This window comes from Microbacterium alkaliflavum (genome assembly GCF_044325405.1).
Classification (GTDB): domain Bacteria; phylum Actinomycetota; class Actinomycetes; order Actinomycetales; family Microbacteriaceae; genus Microbacterium; species Microbacterium alkaliflavum.
On record NZ_JBIQWL010000001.1, the window covers coordinates 806,058 to 824,056 of the forward strand.

At 70.0% G+C, this 17,999-nt stretch carries 17 protein-coding genes and 1 tRNA gene; 8 read left to right on the forward strand and 10 right to left on the reverse strand.

Translation table 11 applies throughout. The annotated features are described in order from the left end of the window. Nucleotides 1-7: 7 nt before the first annotated feature. Complete coding sequence (locus ACH3VR_RS03500) at nt 8-1,111, reverse strand: ABC transporter ATP-binding protein (RefSeq protein ID WP_396639357.1); 1,104 nt, start codon at nt 1,109-1,111, stop codon at nt 8-10. Nucleotides 1,112-1,321: 210 nt separating this feature from the next. Here ACH3VR_RS03500 and ACH3VR_RS03505 point away from each other — a divergent pair, with 210 nt between their 5' ends. Further along, nucleotides 1,322-2,272, forward strand: a complete 951-nt coding sequence (locus ACH3VR_RS03505) for a DsbA family protein (RefSeq protein ID WP_396639358.1) — start codon at nt 1,322-1,324, stop codon at nt 2,270-2,272. Nucleotides 2,273-2,316: 44 nt separating this feature from the next. After that, nucleotides 2,317-2,389, forward strand: a tRNA-Thr gene (locus ACH3VR_RS03510). Between the two features lie 64 nt (nt 2,390-2,453). Here ACH3VR_RS03510 and ACH3VR_RS03515 read toward each other — a convergent pair. The 6 genes from ACH3VR_RS03515 to ACH3VR_RS03540 form a co-directional block, all read right to left on the reverse strand. Beyond that, complete coding sequence (locus ACH3VR_RS03515) at nt 2,454-2,996, reverse strand: MarR family winged helix-turn-helix transcriptional regulator (protein WP_396639359.1); 543 nt, start codon at nt 2,994-2,996, stop codon at nt 2,454-2,456. Beyond that, nucleotides 2,926-3,795 (reverse strand): MBL fold metallo-hydrolase, encoded by an 870-nt coding sequence (locus ACH3VR_RS03520; RefSeq protein WP_396639360.1) that lies wholly within the window; start codon nt 3,793-3,795, stop codon nt 2,926-2,928. Before ACH3VR_RS03520 ends, ACH3VR_RS03515 begins: the two co-directional genes overlap by 71 nt. Nucleotides 3,796-3,838: 43 nt before the next feature. Further along, nucleotides 3,839-4,534 carry a YegP family protein gene (locus tag ACH3VR_RS03525; protein WP_396639361.1) on the reverse strand — a complete coding sequence of 232 codons (696 nt, stop codon included), beginning with the start codon at nt 4,532-4,534 and terminating at the stop codon, nt 3,839-3,841. After that, nucleotides 4,534-6,357 (reverse strand): M64 family metallopeptidase, encoded by a 1,824-nt coding sequence (locus tag ACH3VR_RS03530; protein WP_396639362.1) that lies wholly within the window; start codon nt 6,355-6,357, stop codon nt 4,534-4,536. The genes ACH3VR_RS03525 and ACH3VR_RS03530 overlap by 1 nt, the downstream gene beginning before the upstream one ends. After that, nucleotides 6,354-7,895, reverse strand: coding sequence for a glycosyltransferase (locus tag ACH3VR_RS03535; RefSeq protein WP_396639363.1), 1,542 nt, complete (start codon nt 7,893-7,895; stop codon nt 6,354-6,356). The genes ACH3VR_RS03530 and ACH3VR_RS03535 overlap by 4 nt, the downstream gene beginning before the upstream one ends. Before the next feature lie 194 nt (nt 7,896-8,089). Continuing rightward, a complete protein-coding gene (locus ACH3VR_RS03540; protein ID WP_396639364.1) occupies nt 8,090-9,085 on the reverse strand; it encodes a LacI family DNA-binding transcriptional regulator in 996 nt (331 codons plus the stop codon). 155 nt (nt 9,086-9,240) lie between these two features. Here ACH3VR_RS03540 and ACH3VR_RS03545 point away from each other — a divergent pair, with 155 nt between their 5' ends. From ACH3VR_RS03545 to ACH3VR_RS03555, 3 genes are read left to right on the forward strand one after another with little or no spacing between them, the layout of a single operon-like run. Continuing rightward, complete coding sequence (locus ACH3VR_RS03545) at nt 9,241-10,704, forward strand: APC family permease (RefSeq protein WP_396639365.1); 1,464 nt, start codon at nt 9,241-9,243, stop codon at nt 10,702-10,704. Continuing rightward, nucleotides 10,701-12,326 carry an amidohydrolase gene (locus tag ACH3VR_RS03550; RefSeq protein WP_396639366.1) on the forward strand — a complete coding sequence of 542 codons (1,626 nt, stop codon included), beginning with the start codon at nt 10,701-10,703 and terminating at the stop codon, nt 12,324-12,326. The genes ACH3VR_RS03545 and ACH3VR_RS03550 overlap by 4 nt, the downstream gene beginning before the upstream one ends. Before the next feature lie 59 nt (nt 12,327-12,385). Continuing rightward, on the forward strand, nt 12,386-13,339 hold the full coding sequence (locus ACH3VR_RS03555) for a DMT family transporter (protein ID WP_396639367.1): 954 nt from the start codon (nt 12,386-12,388) through the stop codon (nt 13,337-13,339). A gap of 83 nt (nt 13,340-13,422) precedes the next feature. On the opposite strand, the gene ACH3VR_RS03560 is transcribed toward ACH3VR_RS03555, so the two are convergent. From ACH3VR_RS03560 to msrB, 3 genes are all read right to left on the reverse strand, one after another. Further along, nucleotides 13,423-14,937, reverse strand: a complete 1,515-nt coding sequence (locus ACH3VR_RS03560; RefSeq protein ID WP_396639368.1) for a hypothetical protein — start codon at nt 14,935-14,937, stop codon at nt 13,423-13,425. A gap of 66 nt (nt 14,938-15,003) precedes the next feature. Next, a complete protein-coding gene (locus ACH3VR_RS03565) occupies nt 15,004-15,558 on the reverse strand; it encodes a nitroreductase family protein (RefSeq protein WP_396639369.1) in 555 nt (184 codons plus the stop codon). Further along, nucleotides 15,555-15,956 carry a peptide-methionine (R)-S-oxide reductase MsrB gene (gene msrB, locus ACH3VR_RS03570; RefSeq protein WP_396639370.1) on the reverse strand — a complete coding sequence of 134 codons (402 nt, stop codon included), beginning with the start codon at nt 15,954-15,956 and terminating at the stop codon, nt 15,555-15,557. The genes ACH3VR_RS03565 and msrB overlap by 4 nt, the downstream gene beginning before the upstream one ends. An 84-nt stretch (nt 15,957-16,040) precedes the next feature. Here msrB and ACH3VR_RS03575 point away from each other — a divergent pair, with 84 nt between their 5' ends. The 3 genes from ACH3VR_RS03575 to ACH3VR_RS03585 are packed head-to-tail and all read left to right on the forward strand — an operon-like array spanning nt 16,041 to nt 17,969. Continuing rightward, nucleotides 16,041-17,039, forward strand: a complete 999-nt coding sequence (locus ACH3VR_RS03575; protein WP_396639371.1) for a DUF2332 domain-containing protein — start codon at nt 16,041-16,043, stop codon at nt 17,037-17,039. Between the two features lie 25 nt (nt 17,040-17,064). Then, complete coding sequence (locus ACH3VR_RS03580) at nt 17,065-17,319, forward strand: DUF3263 domain-containing protein (RefSeq protein WP_396639372.1); 255 nt, start codon at nt 17,065-17,067, stop codon at nt 17,317-17,319. A 35-nt stretch (nt 17,320-17,354) separates the two neighbouring features. After that, the gene (locus ACH3VR_RS03585; protein WP_396639373.1) at nt 17,355-17,969 is read left to right on the forward strand and encodes a LytR C-terminal domain-containing protein; all 615 of its coding nucleotides are present in this window, start codon (nt 17,355-17,357) and stop codon (nt 17,967-17,969) included. Nucleotides 17,970-17,999: the final 30 nt, after the last annotated feature.

The window sequence follows — 17,999 nt, forward strand, 5'->3', positions numbered from 1 at the left end:
TGATCGATTACGCGGAAGCGATCGCCTTGTCGGTGAGGCGCTCGCCCGACTCGACGTCGAAGACGTGCACGTGGCCGGGAACCGGCGCGAGAACGACCGTCTCGCCCGCGTTCGGGTGACGACGGCCGTCGACGCGTGCGACGAGGTCGGTGCGCTTGCCGTTGACGTCGGCGTGGCCGTAGAGGTAGCCGTCTGCGCCGAGCTCCTCGACGAGGTCGACGACGACCGAGAGGCCCTTGCCGTCGGCCGGGGCGACCTGGATGTCCTCGGGGCGGACGCCGATGGTGACCTCGGTGCCGTGCGCCTTGTTGAGCGTGTCGGCCTCGACGCCCACGGTGCTGTCGCCGAACTGCACGCCGCCCTCGGCGAGGTGCACGGGGAACAGGTTCATGGCCGGCGAGCCGATGAAGCCGGCGACGAACACGTTGTTCGGCTTCTCGTACAGGTCGCGGGGCGAGCCGACCTGCTGGAGCAGGCCGTCCTTGAGCACCGCGATGCGGTCGCCCATCGTGAGCGCCTCGGTCTGGTCGTGGGTGACGTAGACCGTCGTGACGCCGAGGCGGCGCTGCAGCGAGGCGATCTGGGTGCGGGTCTGCACGCGGAGCTTGGCGTCGAGGTTCGACAGCGGCTCGTCCATGAGGAACACCTGGGGCTGACGCACGATCGCGCGGCCCATCGCGACACGCTGACGCTGACCACCCGAGAGGGCCTTCGGCTTGCGCGTGAGGTACTGCTCGAGGTCGAGGAGCTTGGCGGCCTCCAGGACGCGGGCGGCGCGCTCGTCCTTGCCGACACCGGCGATCTTCAGGGCGAAGCCCATGTTCTCGGCGACGGTCATGTGCGGGTACAGCGCGTAGTTCTGGAAGACCATCGCGATGTCGCGGTCCTTCGGCGGGACGTCGGTGACGTCGCGCTCGCCGATGAGAATGCGGCCGGAGTTGACCTCTTCGAGGCCGGCCAGCATGCGCAACGACGTGGACTTGCCACAGCCGGAGGGGCCGACGAGGACGAGGAACTCGCCATCTCCGACCTCGAGGTTGAGCTTGTCCACAGCGGGGCGCGTGCCCCCGGGGTACAGGCGGGTTGCGTTGTCGAACGTGACGGACGCCATTTTGTTCTCCTTCACCGGCAGGTACGTGCCGGACGATCCGTAGTGAATGGAATGTGCGGGGGCTTTTCCCGCGCGCCCACCGTTGGGCGTACCTCCCAGTATGACACGACCGCCCGTCTGGGTTTTTCCCAGGGTGCCTGACTAGCATCGTCAGCGGTCGCCTCCCCGGTGCGATCGGGCCCTGAGCCATCCGAATTCCCAGAAGGTTTCATGTCGAGCGACGAGTCACAGAACGCGCCAGCCCCGAGCGACCGCCGTGAAGCGGTGCGCGAGAAGGCGCTCCAGGTGCAGGCGAAGCAGTCGCGCGCCCGGGTGATCCGCACGACGTCGATCGCAGTGGCCGTCGCCGCCGTCGTCGCCGTCGTCGCCATCGTCGTGACCTGGACCGTCGGGTCGGCGGCATCCAAGCCCCTGCTCGACCCCGCCAACGTGACCGACGACGGAATCGTGGTGTCGAGCGTCTCGGGCGCCACCGTCGACGACCAGGCGGGCACCCTGGGTTCGCCGGGCGCGGGCGCCTCCACCGAGACCGCCGCGCCGACCGAAACCCCCACGCCGAGCGCCACGCCGACCCGCGCGGCGGCCGTCGAGATCCGCGTCTACGTCGACTACCTCTCCTCCGGATCGCGCGACTTCCAGCTCGCGAACGCGCCGCAGCTGTCGGCCTGGGTGTCGCAGGGCGCCGCCACGCTCACGTACTACCCGGTCGCGATGCTGACGGCGAAGTCGAACGGCACGAAGTACTCGCTCCGGGCCGCGAGCGCGGCGGCCTGCGTCGCGACGCACGCGCCCGACAAGTTCTTCGCCTTCACGCACGCACTCCTGGAGCAGCAGCCCGCGATCGACTCCGACGGCTTCTCCGACTCGGCCCTGGCCGACATCGCGATCGCCAAGGGTGCCCCGGCCAAGATCGTGCGTTCCTGCATCGAAGACGAGGACTTCGCCGCATGGGCGAAGTCGGCGACCGACCGCGCGCTGGAGGGCATCCCCGGCACCGACGGAGTGTCGCTCACGAAGGCCCCGATGGTGCTCGTCAACGGCACCCCCTACGTCGGCGCCCTCGACGACCCGGCCGAGTTCTCGCAGTTCGTGCTGACGCTCGCGAGCGACAGCTACAACAAGACGGCGAGCCCCACTCCGACGGCGACGCCCGCGGGCTGACGCGCGTTCGGCGGGCTGCGACGCCCGACTAGACTGGGCGCTCTGCCGACTTGGCGCAATTGGTAGCGCACCGTACTTGTAATACGGGGGTTACGGGTTCAAGTCCCGTAGTCGGCTCAAGAAATCTCTTCTGGGCAGCGTTGCGCGAACTCGGGAAACAGCGAGCTGTGCGTGCACCCGGTCAGGTCGGCGGCTCTGCGGCGAGTCGCTTGTTCAGAGCGATGCCGGCGGGAGAGTCGGCCGCAAGGGCTTGAAGGCTCCGGACGAGGAGTTCTGATCCATCGGCGTCAAGCGCGTCGTCGATGGCATCGTAGAGCTGTTCTTCGATTGCTCGCACTTCGTCGGATCTGTCCGCGCCTCGCGCGGTGACGGTGAGCCGGATCTGTCTCCTGTCGAGTTCGTCGGCGTCGCGCCGTACGAGATCGGCGGTGACGAGTCGGTCGACGATTCGACTCGGGTTGGTGCCACTGTCGCAGACGAGCATGTCGCCGAGTTCCTTCAACGAGAGGGGACCGTGGTCGGCGATGATGCGCAGCGCCTCCGACTGCGCGGGGGTGAGGTCGATGCGGGTCAGAGCCGCCGTGAGCTGACGGTTTCCCTCGCGCTGCGCGGCGAGGATCAGGTAGCGGAGATGCTCGGCAGTTCTCAACGGGTCACTCCTTGGATGAGGACAGGGCTGCCTGCAGCAGGCGAGCGCCTGCTGGATCGTGGGCTGCGAGAACAAGCATGCCGGGATGCTGCGCGACCAGTTGGTTCACCCGCCGTGTCGTCTCGTGCAGAGCCGTCCGCTTGCCGACCCCTGGGACGCGATCGGCGGCCAGCAGTTCCGCGTCGTAGGTGAGATCACCGACGAAGAGCATGGGCGGGAGGCCTTCCGATCGCAACAGCAGCGACATCGAACCGGGGGTGTGGCCCGGCGTCGGCAGGAGCAGAAGCGATCCGTCGCCCATCACGTCATGGGCATGCGTGAACGGGGCGATCGAATCATCCCGCACGGGCTGCGGCGAGATCGGGGTCCAATCGATGCCGGGAACCCGGATGTGCTCCCGCAGGAGGCCGTCGAGCACGGCGAACCGCCGGTCCGCGGCGGCGAGGTCGGCGCCGCTCACCAGGACCTTCGTCGAGGCGGGGAGTTCTCGCAGGCCGCCGATGTGGTCCTGGTGCAGGTGCGAGAGGATCGCGACGCGCACGTCTCCGATGTCGTACCCCCGGGCTTCGAGCTGGTCGGTGAGGGTGGCGCCGCGCGGGATGTCGAACCGGGCCAGGCGGCGGTAGCTGTAGCCGACGACGCCGCGGGGGAAATAGGACGGGTCGGTGATCGAACGCCGGTCTTGACCGGTGTCGAAGAGCACGAGCCCTTCGTCATGCTCGATCACATACACGTTGATCGGCCGCGGAGCAGTCCAGCGGCGGGAGGTGTTCAGCCACCAGAACAACGGAGTGCCGTTCGTCTCCACGTGCTCGGGTCGGATGCGGACGGTCCCGGTGCTGACGACCGAAACGTGCTTCACAGGATTGGTCATATCCGAATAATACGTGTCACGACATGTATGTCGCAACATCTAACTACTCGTCGGCGAGCGTTGACGGCGAGTCCGCGGTATGGCGGCGCAGCCACGTGACCTCGGCCTCGGCATCCGCTCGCGAACCGAAGCTGTCGCTCGAAGCGGCAACGATCGCTCCGCCGGCGGCCCGGAGTCGCCAGCGCCAGAGCTCGGCGCGGTCCCGGTAGATCTCGAATCGCCCGGGCGGCACGTCGATGCCCAGCATGGGTCCGATCTGCGCCCAGTGGCGGGTCGCCGCGATCTCGGCGTAGCCGACGGATCGGGCGAAGTCGCCGCGGGCAGACCGCTCGCGGTACACCTTCGCCAGGCCCTCGGGATCGAGAGCGCCGACGTCGCCGAGCTGCACGAGCGAGATCTGCGACCGCAGGAGGTCGGTGAGCGTGTCGAAGGGCAGCGCCACGACGGCATAGCCCTCGTCGGACTCGTCGACGTGATGCGGCCCCGTCACGTCGAGCCGGACGCTCCGCCTCGTGAACGGGTCGGGGAGCCGGGTGACGTACGAGACGTCGTCGCCGCGCGTGACGGCCGCCAGCCAGGGGAGTCCGGCTGCCACATTGCGGGCGGGCCGCCCCGGCGCGAGGGCGACCGACTGGACGAGGAGCGAGCGCGGGCGCACGATGAGCCCCACCCGGAGGTGGCGTGGACCTTCGCGCATCGGCTTGCGGGGGGACGGTGTCGTGTCAGCGGGGTCGATCATCACAGCGCTCCGAACACTCGGTCGATCTCCCGGGCGCACACGGGGCACCAGGGCGGATCATTCTGATTCATACGGCATTCGAGGACCGGCCGGAAGATGCCGGTCGCGAAGTTGCCACCGCCGCCCTCGAACGCTCCGACGCTCGTGCGGTTGTTCCATCCGGCCGGCGGTGCGCCGGCGTCCGTCGGAAGCGGCGTCGCCGCCTCGACGAGGTCGTGCCACTTGAGCGCCGTCCACGTCGCAGGCATCTCGCTGAGGTTCGGCTGCCCGGTCGTCCCGGTGAATGCGGCCGTTCCGTTGTGGTACTCGTCGCCCAGGCCGAACAGGTTGTGACCCATCTCGTGGGCGATGACGAACCTGCTCGAGGTCTTCGTGAACGCCGCCATCGCCCCACGGTTGCAGCCTCCGAACTTCCCGCTGTTGACGACCACGACGGTGTTCGTCGCGGCCGGCGCGAAGCGGTTCCGGATGCTGTCGATCCGCGGGGTCGTGAACGTGCTCGGCACGATCCAGCACCGCGCCCAGACCTCGGTGCTGATCATGCCGAGGCGGGAGGGGCGGAAGGTCTCGCTCAGCACGGTGTCGTCGGCCGTCGTCGCGATGGTGCCGGCTTCGTCCCAGGTCTGCTCCCACACTCCCGTCACGGGGCTCGCGACATCGATCCGGATGACCTGCAGCCGATCGGCGTGATCGCCGAACTGGTCGAGGCGGAACGCCGCGGCGACCTGGTCGTCGACGATCCGCCGGTACTCGTCCATGGAGCTCTCATCGAAGCCGTCGCCCATGATCGCGATCACGATCGCCGGTTCCGTATCGGGCGACCCGATGACGTGCTGGCTGGTGTCGTGGAACGCCGTCCCGTGATCCACCCACTTCCACTCCTCGCCGGTCCAGACCCGTTCGAAGAGGTGCGAGTTCTGTGCGCCGACGAAGAACTTCGAGTCCATCATGGCGGCGCCGGGTTCCGTCGCGGCGCGCGTGTCGGTCGGTCGGCCGTGGTCTTCCCACGCCCACCGGCCGAGGTCGGATCGGAAGTGGCGTTCCCAGACGTTGCCGTTGTCGGTGGTGACGAAGAACTTCTCGTTGAGCATGGCGGCGCCGGGTGCGGCGATGACCTTCTGGTTGCCGGGGCGGCCGTGGTCTTCCCACGCCCACCGGCCGAGGTCGGAGCGCCAGTGGCGTTCCCAGACGTTGCCGGGTTTGGTGGTGACGAAGAACTTCTCGTTGAGCATGGCGGCGCCGGGTGCGGCGATGACCTTCTGGTTGCCGGGGCGGCCGTGGTCTTCCCACGCCCACCGGCCGAGGTCGGATCGCCAGTGGCGTTCCCAGACGTTGCCGGTCTCGGTGGTGACGAAGAACTTCTCGTTGAGCATGGCGGCGCCGGGTGCGGCGATGACCTTCTGGTTGCCGGGGCGGCCGTGGTCTTCCCACGCCCACCGGCCGAGGTCGGAGCGCCAGTGGCGTTCCCAGACGTTGCCGGGTTTGGTGGTGACGAAGAACTTCTCGTTGAGCATGGCGGCGCCGGGTGCGGCGATGACCTTCTGGTTGCCGGGGCGGCCGTGGTCTTCCCACGCCCACCGGCCGAGGTCGGATCGCCAATGGCGCTCCCACACCTTGCCCGTCTCCGTGACGACGAACAGCTTGCTGTTCGACATCGCGGCGCCCGGGGGCTGCACGATCTTCTCCCCGCTCGGGCGACCGTGGTCGACCCAGATCCACTCCACGCCGTCCCACCAGCGTTCGTAGAGATCGGGGAAAGGGTTGTCGAAGCGGCCGACGAAGAGCTTCTCGTCGAGCATCGACGGGCCGGGTGCGCTGATCATGTGGTGACCTCCTGTGGATGTCCGAACGGCTGAGCGCTCGCCGCGGTCGACATGCTCGCCGCGGCCGATGCGGTCGCGGTCGAGGCGCGGCGCGCCTGCCAGGGGTGGCGGATCGACGAGACGACGACCCACGCGATACCGCCGAGGGCCATGAGCTGGAGCGGGACGAAGGCGCCTTCGCGGCGCCACACCGCGACGGCGAGCCCGACGGCGAGCCACGCGGCGAACAGCAGCTCACGCACGACGCGATGATCCACGGATCGGGCGGCGTACGCGGTGGTCTGCCACCGGCCGCCACCGGCCTTCGCCGTGCGGACGAACTCCCCGCCCGGTGCGCCGATCCAACCCGCGACCGCCGCGAGGCCGTTGTGAACCGCGAGTCCCATCGTGAAGACCAGGAAGGCGGGGAGCAGGGCGCCGAACCGCAGCCACCCGCGCCAGCCCTTCGGTTCGTTCGCAACGGCCAGAGCGCCACCGAGCGCGAGGGTGGCGACGATGAACGGCATCCCCCAGTCGACGTACTCGACGCTGATCGCGGTGTTCTTGAGCATCGCGAGGGGAACGCTCAGAGCCAGCATCGCGAGGATCACGCCGTACACCGAGCCCGACAGGAGGTGCATCGCGGCGTGCCAGCGCACGTGTGTGGGCGATGGATGCCGCAGCACCGCGCCGAGGTGGAGGCGCGCGTTCTGGGCGCCGCCCTTGATCCAGCGATGCTGCTGAGTGCGGAGGGCCCCCATGTCGGCGGGAAGCTCACTGGGAACGACGACGTCGTCGAGGTAGACGATGCGCCAGCCGCGCAGCTGCGCGCGGTACGACAGGTCGATGTCCTCCGTCACGGTGCGCGCCAGCCATCCGCCGGCATCCTCGATCGCGGTGCGCCGCCACATCCCCGCGGTGCCGTTGAAGTTGAGGAACCCGCGCGTCGCGGCCCGGCCGGGCTGCTCGACGCGGAAATGCAGATCGAGGAGGAACGCCTGCACCCGCGTCATGAGCGATTCGTCCTTGTTCAGGTACCCCCATCGAGCCTGCACGACCGCGACCTGCGGGGTGTCGAATCCCTCGAGGAGACGCACGACGAGGTCGGGCGGGGGCACGAAATCCGCATCCAGCACGAGGACGAAAGGGGAGTCGTCGCCGGCCAGGCCGTCGCGAAGCGCACCCGCCTTGTACCCCTCGCGCGCGGCCCTGCGGACGACCTCGATGTCGACACCCCGCAGACGCTGGCGTGCGACTGCGTCGTCGACGATCTCACGCGTCTGATCGGTCGAGTCGTCGAGCACCTGAATGCGAAGCGCTCCGTGCGGGTGCTCGAGCCGCCCGGCGGCCTCGATCACGCGCCGCGCGACATGGAGCTCGTTGTAGACCGGGAGCTGGACGGTCACGCGGGAGGTCGGCGGACCGGAGGACGCGCCCGCGGCGCCCGAACGCCTCGCGGTCAGCGCGGCCCACGCGAGATGGGCTGTCGAGAGCGAGTACACGAGGATGGCGACGAGGCACGCGACGTACGCGGCGAGCACCAGATGCTCCGCACCCATCGTTCCTCCTCCAGGACGGCGCCCACCGACGGCAGGCCCTCGCCGCTCCGGCGGGAGCGGCCGATCCACAAGAGAGGAGGCGCGCGATCGTCGGGTGATACAGCGACCCGCGCTTGTGCGCTCCCGCTCGGGTGCACGAGCAGTCCTGCCCGACCCCGTCACCGCGGCGGACCGACCGTCACCGGCTCAGGCGATCAGCGGGTGGAGCCCCGTTCCCGGTAGATGAGATCGAACAGCTCGACCGCCGGGGCGGTCCGCCCCTCTTCGATGATCGAGATGAGCAGTTCGCCGGCGCGGAGGCCGGCCTCGCGTGGCCGCAGGTCGAGCGCGGAGATGGGCGGCTGGACGATCGGCAGCGTCGGGCTGTCGACGTACGACACGACCTGGATCTCGTCCGGCACGGTGTGTCCGAGCTCGCGCAGTGCGGACAGGACACCCACCCCGAGGCCCTCCGGCACGCACACGATCGCATCGATCCCGGGTGCGGTCTCGAACAGGTCGCACACGGTGTCGTGCAGCGCGGTCGCCTCCGGCACGCCCTCGAGTCTGACGAACGTCACGTCGATCCCGCTCTCCGCCGACCACTCCACGGCTGTGCGGTCGACGCCGGTCACCCAGGTCTGATCGATCTCGGGAGTGAGGATCGCGATCGAGGTGGCGCCGCCTCGGCGCAAGCGGTCGAGCACGAGTCGCGTCGCCGTCGCGTGGTCCGCCGCGACGGTCGCGGTGGGCTGCGGCATCCCCGGGGGCACGAGTTCCGAGGCGACGATCGGTCGGCCGGTCTCGAGAATCGCCCGCGCGAGTGGGTCCTGCCCGTCCACATCGGCCATCACGAATCCGTCCACGTGCAGGCTGTGCGCGCGGGCGGCGGGGAAGTCGCCCGAGATCAGCGACACCGTGAGCTCCCGGTCCCGCACGCTCTCGGCGACCCCGAACGCGAAGTTCATGTAGTACTCCATGAAGTGCAGGCCCCGGGGGAGCCACAGCCCGATGGAGCCCGCTCGTGCGCGACGGAGGTTCCTCGCGCCGCTGTTGGTCGTGTAGTTGAGTCGCTCCGCGACCGCCATCACGCGAGCCCGGGTCTCCGCCGAAACGCGTCCGCCGCCGGTCAGCGCGCGCGAGGCCGTGCCTCGTGAGACGCCGCTGAGATCGGCGACGTCCTGCAGCGTCGCCGGACGCGCCATCGTCATGGGTCCCCTTCCTCGCGAGCGATCCTAGGTCATCGGTCCATCGGAACGAGTTTTGCACAATCGATTGTGCATTTGGCGATTCTGGTGCAGACTCGCTGAGTGGCTTCGGCGGCACCCGACCGCCGAAGCGCCCAGATCCAACAAAGGAGTTGCCTGTGACCCTCGACTCGACCCTCCTCGACGAGGAGCCGAAGACCGGACATCTCAAGAAGGCCGCACTCGGAACCTGGGGCGTCGTCTTCCTCGTCGTCTCCGCCGCCGCACCGCTGAGCGTGCTCGCCGGCATCGGACCGCTGGCGGTGCTGATCGGCGGCGTCTCGGCGCCGCTCGTCTACGCGATCGCGGGCGTCGTGCTCGCGATCTTCGCCGTCGGATTCCTCTTCATGGCCCGAAACCTCAAGCCGATGGGCGGCTTCTACACGTACATCTCGGTGGGGCTGGGCAAGGTCGTCGGCCTCGCCGCGGGCTTCCTGGCCTGGGTCTCCTACAACCTCCTGCAGATCGGCCTCTGGGGGCTGTTCGGTGTCATGGCGCAGGGGATGCTCGCGAACGTCTTCGGCGTCGACGTGCAGTGGTGGGTGCTCGCCGTGATCGGCGCGATCCTCGTCTTCGGGCTCGCGGCCGCCGGGGTCGACGTCGGCGCCAAGGTGCTCGGTGTGCTGCTCGTGCTCGAGACCGCCCTGCTCGTCGTGCTGGCCGTCAGCATCCTGACCCAGCGCGCGGGTGAGCTCGAATTCGGCACGTTCGCGCCGGGCAACGTCTTCACCCCGAGCATGTTCGCGATCCTGGGCTTCGGATTCGCGGCGTTCATGGGCTTCGAGTCGACGGTGCTCTACCGCAACGAGACGCGGAACCCGGATCGCTCCATCCCGCGTGCGACCTACATCGCCGTCGCGTTCCTCGCGATCTTCTACACAGGGACGCTGTGGCTGGTCATCCAGGCCTTCGGCGACGCTCAGGTGCAGGCCGTCATCGCGGAGGATCCCGCCGCCTTCTTCTTCACCGCGATGGGGCAGTACGTCGGGCCGTGGGGCGTGTCGGCGATGTTCATCCTGATCGTGTCGAGCATCTTCGCCGGCCAGCTCGCGTTCCACAACGCGATCAACCGGTACAGCTTCGCGCTCTCGCGCGACGGCATCCTGCCCGCGCTGTTCACCCGCACGAACCGCACCGGGGCGCCGTGGCTCGCCGGACTCATTCAGAGCATCGTGGCGATCGCGGTCGTGATCGCGTTCGGCGTCGCGGGGCTCGATCCGCTCACGCAGCTCGTCATCCTGGTGAACTCGCCCGGCGTCTACGGCATCATCACGCTGCAGCTTCTCGCCTCGATCTCGGTGCTCGTCTTCATCGTCAAGAACCGGCACCTGGCGCGGAAGTGGTACATCCTTCCCGCGTCGATCTTCTCGATCGTCGCCATGGGGGTGCTGTTGGCGGTGCTCGTCATCACCATCGACTACCTGACGTCGGCCGGGGCTGCCATCAATGCGGTCATCCTCGCAGTCGTACCCCTCGTGCTCATCGCGGGAGCCGTCTACGCGGTCGTGCTGCGCTCTCGAAAGCCGGAGGTCTTCGCCCGCATCGGCGGCCAGGAGGTCGAGCAGGAGGTCGAGCAGGCATGACCGCGGTGCGCACGGCCGACCTCGTCATCCTGGGCGAGTCCGTGATCACGATGGCCGACGACGAGACCGCCACTGCGAAGGGCATCGCGATCGCCGACGGGCGCATCCTGGCGCTCGGCGACCGCGCCGGCCTGACTCCGCTCATCGGTGACGACACGCGCGTGGTGGAACTCGACGGCGCGGTCATCCTGCCGGGGTTCGTCGACAGCCACATCCATCCCGTGTTCGGTCTCGCTCTGACCCGCGGCGCCGATCTCACGCGCTGCCGGACCCTCGCCGAGGTCGCTCAGCAGCTCGGGGCGCACCGGGACACCCTCGGCGAAGGGGAGTGGCTCCTGGGCTGGGGCCTGGATCCCAACACGTTCGACGGCGACGAGGTGACGAACGCCGTCCTCGACGCCGTGGCCGGTGCACGTCCGGCGTTCGTGCGGCTGTTCGACGCCCACGCGGCGCTGGCCTCGTCGCGGGCGCTCGAACTCGCGGCAGTCGATGGCGCGGAGGTGTTCACGGATGGCTCGCGGGTCGTGACCGATGACGCCGGTCACCCCACGGGTTACCTGCTCGAGGTGCAGGCGATGGCACTCGTCGAGCGGCTCGTGCCCGAGCTGACCTTCGACGAGCGCATCGACGCGCTCTACGAGATCCTGCGGATGATGGCCCGCGCCGGATTCACGTCCGGTCAGGTGCAGGATCTCGCCCCGGGCACCATCGAGCTGCTCGAGAGCATCGAATCCACGCGCGACCTGCCCATCCGCCTGCGGATGTCGCCGTGGTTCGAGCCCGGCACCTCCCTCGCCGACGTCGAACGCCTGGCGGACCTGCAGGGCCGGCACGGACGCCGCTGGACGGTCGAGGGCGTCAAGCTCATGATCGACGGCACGATCGACAACGGGACCGCGTGGCTGCACGAGCCCGACTGCCTCGGCGAGTCCACCGCGTCGCTGTGGCTGGAGCCCGAGGAGTACCGCGCCGCACTCACCGCGCTGGACGAGCGTGGCATCCCGACCACCACCCACGCCATCGGCGACGCCGGCATCGACTTCGTGCTCCGGGCGATCGATGGCCTCGCGACCCGCAACGCGACCCACCGTGTCGAGCACATCGAGACGATGACCGATGCCTCGCTCGCGGTGTTCGCGTCATCCGGCGCGACCGCCAGCATGCAGCCGACGCACTGCACGCTCTTCACGAGGGCCGACGGCAGCGACAACTGGTCGAGGCGGCTCGGGCGCACGCGGGCCGCGCGGGGCTTCCGCACGCGCGACCTCGTCCGTGCGGGAATACCGCTCGCACTCGGCTCCGACTGGCCCGTCGCCCCGAGCGACGCCGTCGGAATCCTCGCCGACGCGCAGCTGCGACGTCCCCACGACGACCCCGACGCCGCTGCGATCAACCCCGAGCAGGCGCTCGATGCGATGGACGCCCTTCGCGGCTTCACGACGCAGCCCTATGCGACGATCGGGAAGCACGGGGGAGTGCTCGAGGTGGGCGCCGTCGCCGACGTCACGGTGCTCGATCGCGATCCACGGACAGTGGATGCCGAAACCCTCGCACGCGCCGAAGTGCTCGCCACTCTCGTGGACGGTCGCCTCGTCGTGGAGCCTGCGGTTGCGCGGGGGTAGCGCAACTCGTCGCAACCCGTCGGCTCGGTCGCCGCAGCGCATACCGGCATGATGGATCGGTGACCCGCCCGCGCCTGCCCGCCTGGATCGCCCTCGGCGGGGCCGTGCTCGTAGGGGTGCTCACCGCCGTGCAGGCCCGGTTCAACGGGGCGCTCGGCCTCGCCCTCGGCGACGGCTTCACTGCGGCCGTCATCTCATTCGGGTCGGGCCTCGTGATCCTCGTCGTGCTCTGCGCGATCCTGCCCGGCGGCCGTGCGGGAGTGGCCCGGCTCGTCAAGGGCGTCGGCCGCAACATCCCCTGGTGGATGCTGATCGGCGGACTCGCCGGAGCCCTCACCGTCGCGACGCAAGGCCTGACCGTCGCGACGATCGGCGTCGCGCTGTTCACCGTCGGGGTCGTCGCTGGTCAGACCGTGAACGGGCTCGTCCTCGACCGTGCGGGCTACGGGCCCGCGGGCGTCGTCGCGATGACCCTCGGTCGTGTCGCGGGCGGCGGCGTCGTGCTGGCCGCCGTCGTGCTGTGCCTCGCGGGGGAGGGGACGGCGAGCGCGCCGTGGTGGATGCTGCTCCTGCCGTTCGTCGCCGGCGCGGGAATCGCGTGGCAGCAGGCGACGAACGGACGACTGCGCGAGGCAGTCGGCAGCCCGCTCGTCGCGACCCTCGTCAACTTCGTCGGCGGCACGATCGCCCTGTCGATCGCGGCCCTCGTGCACACGCTGGTCGCGGGCGGACCGACCGGATCCGCGACCGATCCGCTGCTGTACGTGGGCGGCGCGATCGGCGTCTTCTACATCTTCCTGTCGGCCGCGCTCGTCCGTCACACGGGGGTGCTGCTGCTCGGCCTGGGGTCGGTCGTGGGACTGCTCGCGACGTCGATCGTGCTCGATGCGATCTGGCCGCCGCTGTCGGGGCCGCCGCTCGGCATCGCGCTCGCAGCGGTGTTCCTCGCGCTGGTCGGGGTCGTGGTCGCGGTCGTGCCGTGGCGGCGCCGACGGGCGGTCGTGCGCGGCTGAGCGCAGGCCGCGGCTCGTCTCCGATTGCCCGGAGCGACGGGCGCGGCCACCGGGTGCGGCATCCCGTGACGGGAACGCGCGCTTCACGCCGTCGCGGGATGCTCCCCGAAGCCGTCGACGAGCGAGTGGAGGTCGTCGAAGCGGTCGACCAGTGCCATCAGCTCATCGCGGTGGCGCGTGATCGCCGCGCGCAGCGGCTCGCTTCCCTCGGCCGTGAGGGCGTCGGCCATGCGCTCCAGCAGTTCGCGGCGCGACACCCCGTCGATCTCGGACGGGATCCGGTGCTCCGGGTGGCGGGCGCTCTCCGCGAAGTGCGCGAAGTAGGCGGGCCCCCTGACGCGGTGCCACGCGATCGTGACCCTGCGGCGGCGATTGACGAGGGCCACGATCTCGGACCGGTGCTGGAGGAAGTCGCCGTAGAGCCGGCGCCCCTCGGCAGTCTCGCGTGCCCGCTCCTGCAGCCGGAGGGTCTGATCCTCCTCGTCGGCGAGGGTCGCGGCCGCCGGGGCGAAGGTCGCGGTGCTCGCCTTGCCGGCCGGGGCGACGGGAGGGTTCTGCGTGCTGATCGGCGTGACCTTCAATGCGTCCAGCGCGGGGGCGATGTGGCACGCGAACGCCTGAGGGTTCGGCTCGGTGGCATCCTGCCCCCCGAACACGAGCCCGATGAGCCGGCTCTGGTCGTTCACGAGGGCGGAGCCGGAGTCGCCTTCCGCCGCGAAGAGGGGATCGGGGGGATTCGTGCGGTCGATCAGGATGATGTTGTCGACCTGAACGGCCGGCGTGCCGATCATCGCCGATCCGAGGGGGTCGGCGATCGTGCCGCGGGTCCCGCCGGTCGTGCATCCCGACTTGTAGACCGTCTCGCCGTCGACCGCGCGCGCGACGCCTTCCAGCCAGATCCTCCCGCCGACAGTGAGGTCGCGGAGCGCGTTCTTGTACGAGACTCCGCAGTTGCAGTCGCACCAGCTGGAGATGTCGATGGCGAGCTTCGCCGTGGCGCAGTCGACGTAGTAGTCCACCGGCTTCTCACCGGGATAGGTGTAGCCGTGCGTGCCGTTGACCCCCAGGCTGTGGACCTTGGCGATGGCGCCGGCGTTCGCCTTGTCGATCAGCCCGCCGACGAGGGGCGGCTGGTACACCGTGTCATCGAGCTGTCCGCCGTTCGTCGCCAGAACGTGGTTGTTCGTCAGCAGCACGATGTTCTCGCGCGGTGCTTGACCGTCGATCGTCGCGAAGCACCCCAGGGTGCCGGCCCCGAAGGTGCCTGCCGCGTCGAGCTTCAAGTTGGTGATCGTGATGCCGCCGAGCAGGGGGCTGTGCCGCTGCGTGTCCTGCGTGCCGAACGCCCTACCGCGGGGGATCGGCAGCACATCGGTGGGCACGCCCTCGATCTCGGCCGGGATGACCTCGCCGGCGGCCACCTGATCGAGCGGTTTCTTCTCTTCGACGTAGACGCGCAGCGCGCGGCGATCGGTCAGCTGCTCGCCGACCTGCTTGCGCCCGAAGCCCACCGCGAGCACACCCGGGATCGGGATGAGTCGATCCCGGGCGCGCTCGCGAAGTTCGAGCACCTGGCGCGGATCAAGTTCGTCGGCCACGATTTCGCCTCCCCGCAGAGGGACGTGGACGTTGACTCGAGAGTAGACCCGGCCCCGAGCGAGGTTCTAGTGCTCGGCCTTCTTCTGGGGCATGCGCGAGAGGAAGCGCGACGCGTCCACGGGCTTGCGGTGTCCGCCGCGGCTGCGGGGCGGCTTGCCCCCCACGTAGAGCCAGCCGAGGAGCTCCTCGTTCTTGTCGAGGCCGTGCGCCTTCGCGACCGCCTTGCTGCGCGTGTAGTGGCCCGTGCGCCAGAAGACGCCCCAGCCCTCGTCGTCGAGCAGCAGGCTCAGCATGTGCGCGACGCCCGACGCGACGGCCTCCTGCTCCCACCGCGGCACCTTCGAGCTCTTGCGGTAGCTCGCCACGACGGCGATGAGCAGCGGCGCGCGCAGCGGTTTGGTCGACGCCCCCTTGTGCCCATCCGCCTTGTTGATCGCGCGGCCGAGCACCTCGCGGTCGAGGCCCCGCAGCTCGATGAGCCGCCAGGGGCGCAGCGACGAATGGTCGGCGACGCGGCCGGCCGCGGCGACGAGCCGCAGCAGCTCGCCGTGCGTCGGCGCGGCGTCGGTCACCTTCGACAGCGAGCGCCGGTCGCGCACCGCGTCGTAGGCGCTGCTCATGACTCGGGCGCGAAGTCGAGGGCGATCGAGTTCATGCAGTAGCGGTCGCCCGTGGGGGTGCCGAACCCGTCGGGGAAGACATGTCCGAGGTGCGAGCCGCAGTTCGCGCAGCGCACCTCTGTGCGGTCCATGCCGTAGCTGCGGTCTTCGATGAGCTCGACGGCCTCCGGGCGGATCGACTCGTAGAAGCTCGGCCATCCGCAGTGCGAGTCGAACTTCGTTCCGCTCTGGAAGAGCTCGGCGCCGCACGCGGCACACGTGTAGAGGCCGGCGCGATGCTCGTCGAGCAGCTCGCCCGTCCACGGCCGCTCCGTCGCAGCCTCGCGCAGCACCGCATACTGCTCGGTGCCGAGCTCCTCACGCCACTGCTCATCCGACTTGTTCACTGCATAGCTCATGGGTTCTCCTCCTGCCCCTCCATTCAACCCGAGGCGGCGGGCGCGTGTTCCGACTGTTCCTCCCGGTTCGCCCACAATGGACCCGTGACGAGCGAACGGGATGCCCAGGCCGCCGTCGACGGGGTGCAGGAGCGGTTCGCGCGGTTCGCCCGCGACGAGGCTCCGGGCCGATCGGCGCTGTACGGGGAATGGGCGTCGGGGATCGCGGGGGATGCCGCGACCGCGGGGCTCCTCGCCCGCATCGCCGCGACGCGCCGTCAGCCGCCGCTCGTCTTCGCGCTGACTCGCCTGCTGGGTGCGCCGCTCGGACCCTACCCCGAATGGGCGGACTGGGTGGCGGCGCACATCGACGACGTCGTCGCGGAGAGCACGCGGCGCGGACTGCAGACGAACGAGCCGCTGCGCTGCGCGGCCCTCCTTCCGGCACTCGCGACCGTCGACGGACCCGTCGCGCTGCTCGAGATCGGCGCCAGCGCCGGGCTGTGCCTCTACCCCGATCGCTACTCCTACCGCTACGACGGCGACCGAACCGTCGCGCTCGACCCCGCGGACGGCCTGTCGCCGGTCGTGCTGCACGCCGCCCTGCGCGGCGCGGCGCCGCTGCGAATGCCCGATGTCGTCTGGCGCGCGGGCATCGACGTCGCTCCGCTCGATCCGCGCGATGCCTCCGACCGCACCTTCCTCACGACCCTCGTCTGGCCGGGCGAGGAGGGTCGCGCGGAGCGCATCGAGGCGGCGCTCGACGTCGCCGCGGCCGATCCGCCCCGCATCGTGGCGGGTGATGCGACCGCGCGCGGCGTGCTCGCGGCGCTCGCCGCGGAGGCGCCGGCGGACGCGACGCTCGTCGTCACGACACCGGGCGTGCTTCCGCACATTCCGCGCGCGGGGCGGGAGCGCCTTCTCGGGATGCTGCGCACGATGGACGCCGTGTGGATCACGATCGACCCGCCCGGACTGCACGACGTGTGGCATCCACCCCTCGACCCGGAGTCGTGGGGAGGCTTCGTCCTCGCCAAGGACGCCGTGCCGCTCGCCGCCGTCGATCCGCTCGGGGCCTTCGTGGAGTGGCGCGCCGGCGTCTGATCGGCGGCGGGCTACCGTGAGGTTCGTGCCCCTCACCGACCGCGACCGCGCCATCCTCCAGTTCGAGGCGGAGTGGCGACGCCACGCGGGGGCCAAGGAGGAGGCGATCCGGGCCGACCTCGGACTCTCGCCCGCACGGTACTACCAGCTCCTCGGGCGGCTGATCGACACCGCCGAGGCACAGCAGCAGGACCCGATGCTCGTGAAGCGGCTCCGCCGGCTGCGCGAGGCATCGCGCCAGTCGCAGGGCCGACGCGCGACCGCCGCCGAGCCGCGCTGAGCGGCTGCTCAGACGGCGACCGGTAGCATTCTGTGGTGCCGAAATCGACCTTCGCCCGGGATCGCTTCGACGAACTTCCGGCGGACAGCGGTCGAGTCGGCGCCCACCGCGCCGAGAACCCGCACATGCGCGGATGGGTCGTCTTCCTGTGGGCCGTCCTCGCGACGATCGTGCTCGTCGCCGTCGGCATCTTCGGCACGCTGCTCGTCTCCGGACGCGTCGTGCTCTTCCCGACCCCGTCGCCGACGCCCACCCCCGTGGCCACGATCGCGCCCGTCGTCGACACGGGCTATCAGGTGATCGTGCTCAACGCGACGCCGGAAGACGGGCTCGCCACCCAGATGCGCGACCAGATCATCGCCGCGGGCTGGCCGGCCGACTCCGTCACGGCGAGCGGGTCCGGCGCGACCGACTTCCCCGAGACGACCGTCTACTACTCCCTCCCGGAGGACGAGGCGGCGGCGCGCGGACTCGCAGAACAGGTGCTCGGCGGTGCCAAGGTCGCGCAGAGCGACGTGTACAGCCAGATGTACCAGCCGCAGGACGACCCCAACACGACCGATGTCGACGAGAGTCAGGCGAAGCAGCTCGTCGTCGTGATCGGCCTCGATCGCACGAGCAATCCGCCCAGCCCGACGCCGACTCCCTAGCCTGCGCGCGCCCGGTGTTTCGGCGCGGTA

Bases quoted from the DNA above. Each gene is read 5' to 3' on its own strand.
- ACH3VR_RS03500 (WP_396639357.1), bottom strand. From the start codon at position 1,111: ATGGCGTCCGTCACGTTCGACAACGCAACCCGCCTGTACCCCGGGGGC.
- ACH3VR_RS03505 (WP_396639358.1), top strand. From the start codon at position 1,322: ATGTCGAGCGACGAGTCACAGAACGCGCCAGCCCCGAGCGACCGCCGT.
- ACH3VR_RS03520 (WP_396639360.1), bottom strand. From the start codon at position 3,795: ATGACCAATCCTGTGAAGCACGTTTCGGTCGTCAGCACCGGGACCGTC.
- ACH3VR_RS03525 (WP_396639361.1), bottom strand. From the start codon at position 4,534: ATGATCGACCCCGCTGACACGACACCGTCCCCCCGCAAGCCGATGCGC.
- ACH3VR_RS03530 (WP_396639362.1), bottom strand. From the start codon at position 6,357: ATGATCAGCGCACCCGGCCCGTCGATGCTCGACGAGAAGCTCTTCGTC.
- ACH3VR_RS03535 (WP_396639363.1), bottom strand. From the start codon at position 7,895: ATGGGTGCGGAGCATCTGGTGCTCGCCGCGTACGTCGCGTGCCTCGTC.
- ACH3VR_RS03540 (WP_396639364.1), bottom strand. From the start codon at position 9,085: ATGACGATGGCGCGTCCGGCGACGCTGCAGGACGTCGCCGATCTCAGC.
- ACH3VR_RS03550 (WP_396639366.1), top strand. From the start codon at position 10,701: ATGACCGCGGTGCGCACGGCCGACCTCGTCATCCTGGGCGAGTCCGTG.
- ACH3VR_RS03565 (WP_396639369.1), bottom strand. From the start codon at position 15,558: ATGAGCAGCGCCTACGACGCGGTGCGCGACCGGCGCTCGCTGTCGAAG.
- msrB (WP_396639370.1), bottom strand. From the start codon at position 15,956: ATGAGCTATGCAGTGAACAAGTCGGATGAGCAGTGGCGTGAGGAGCTC.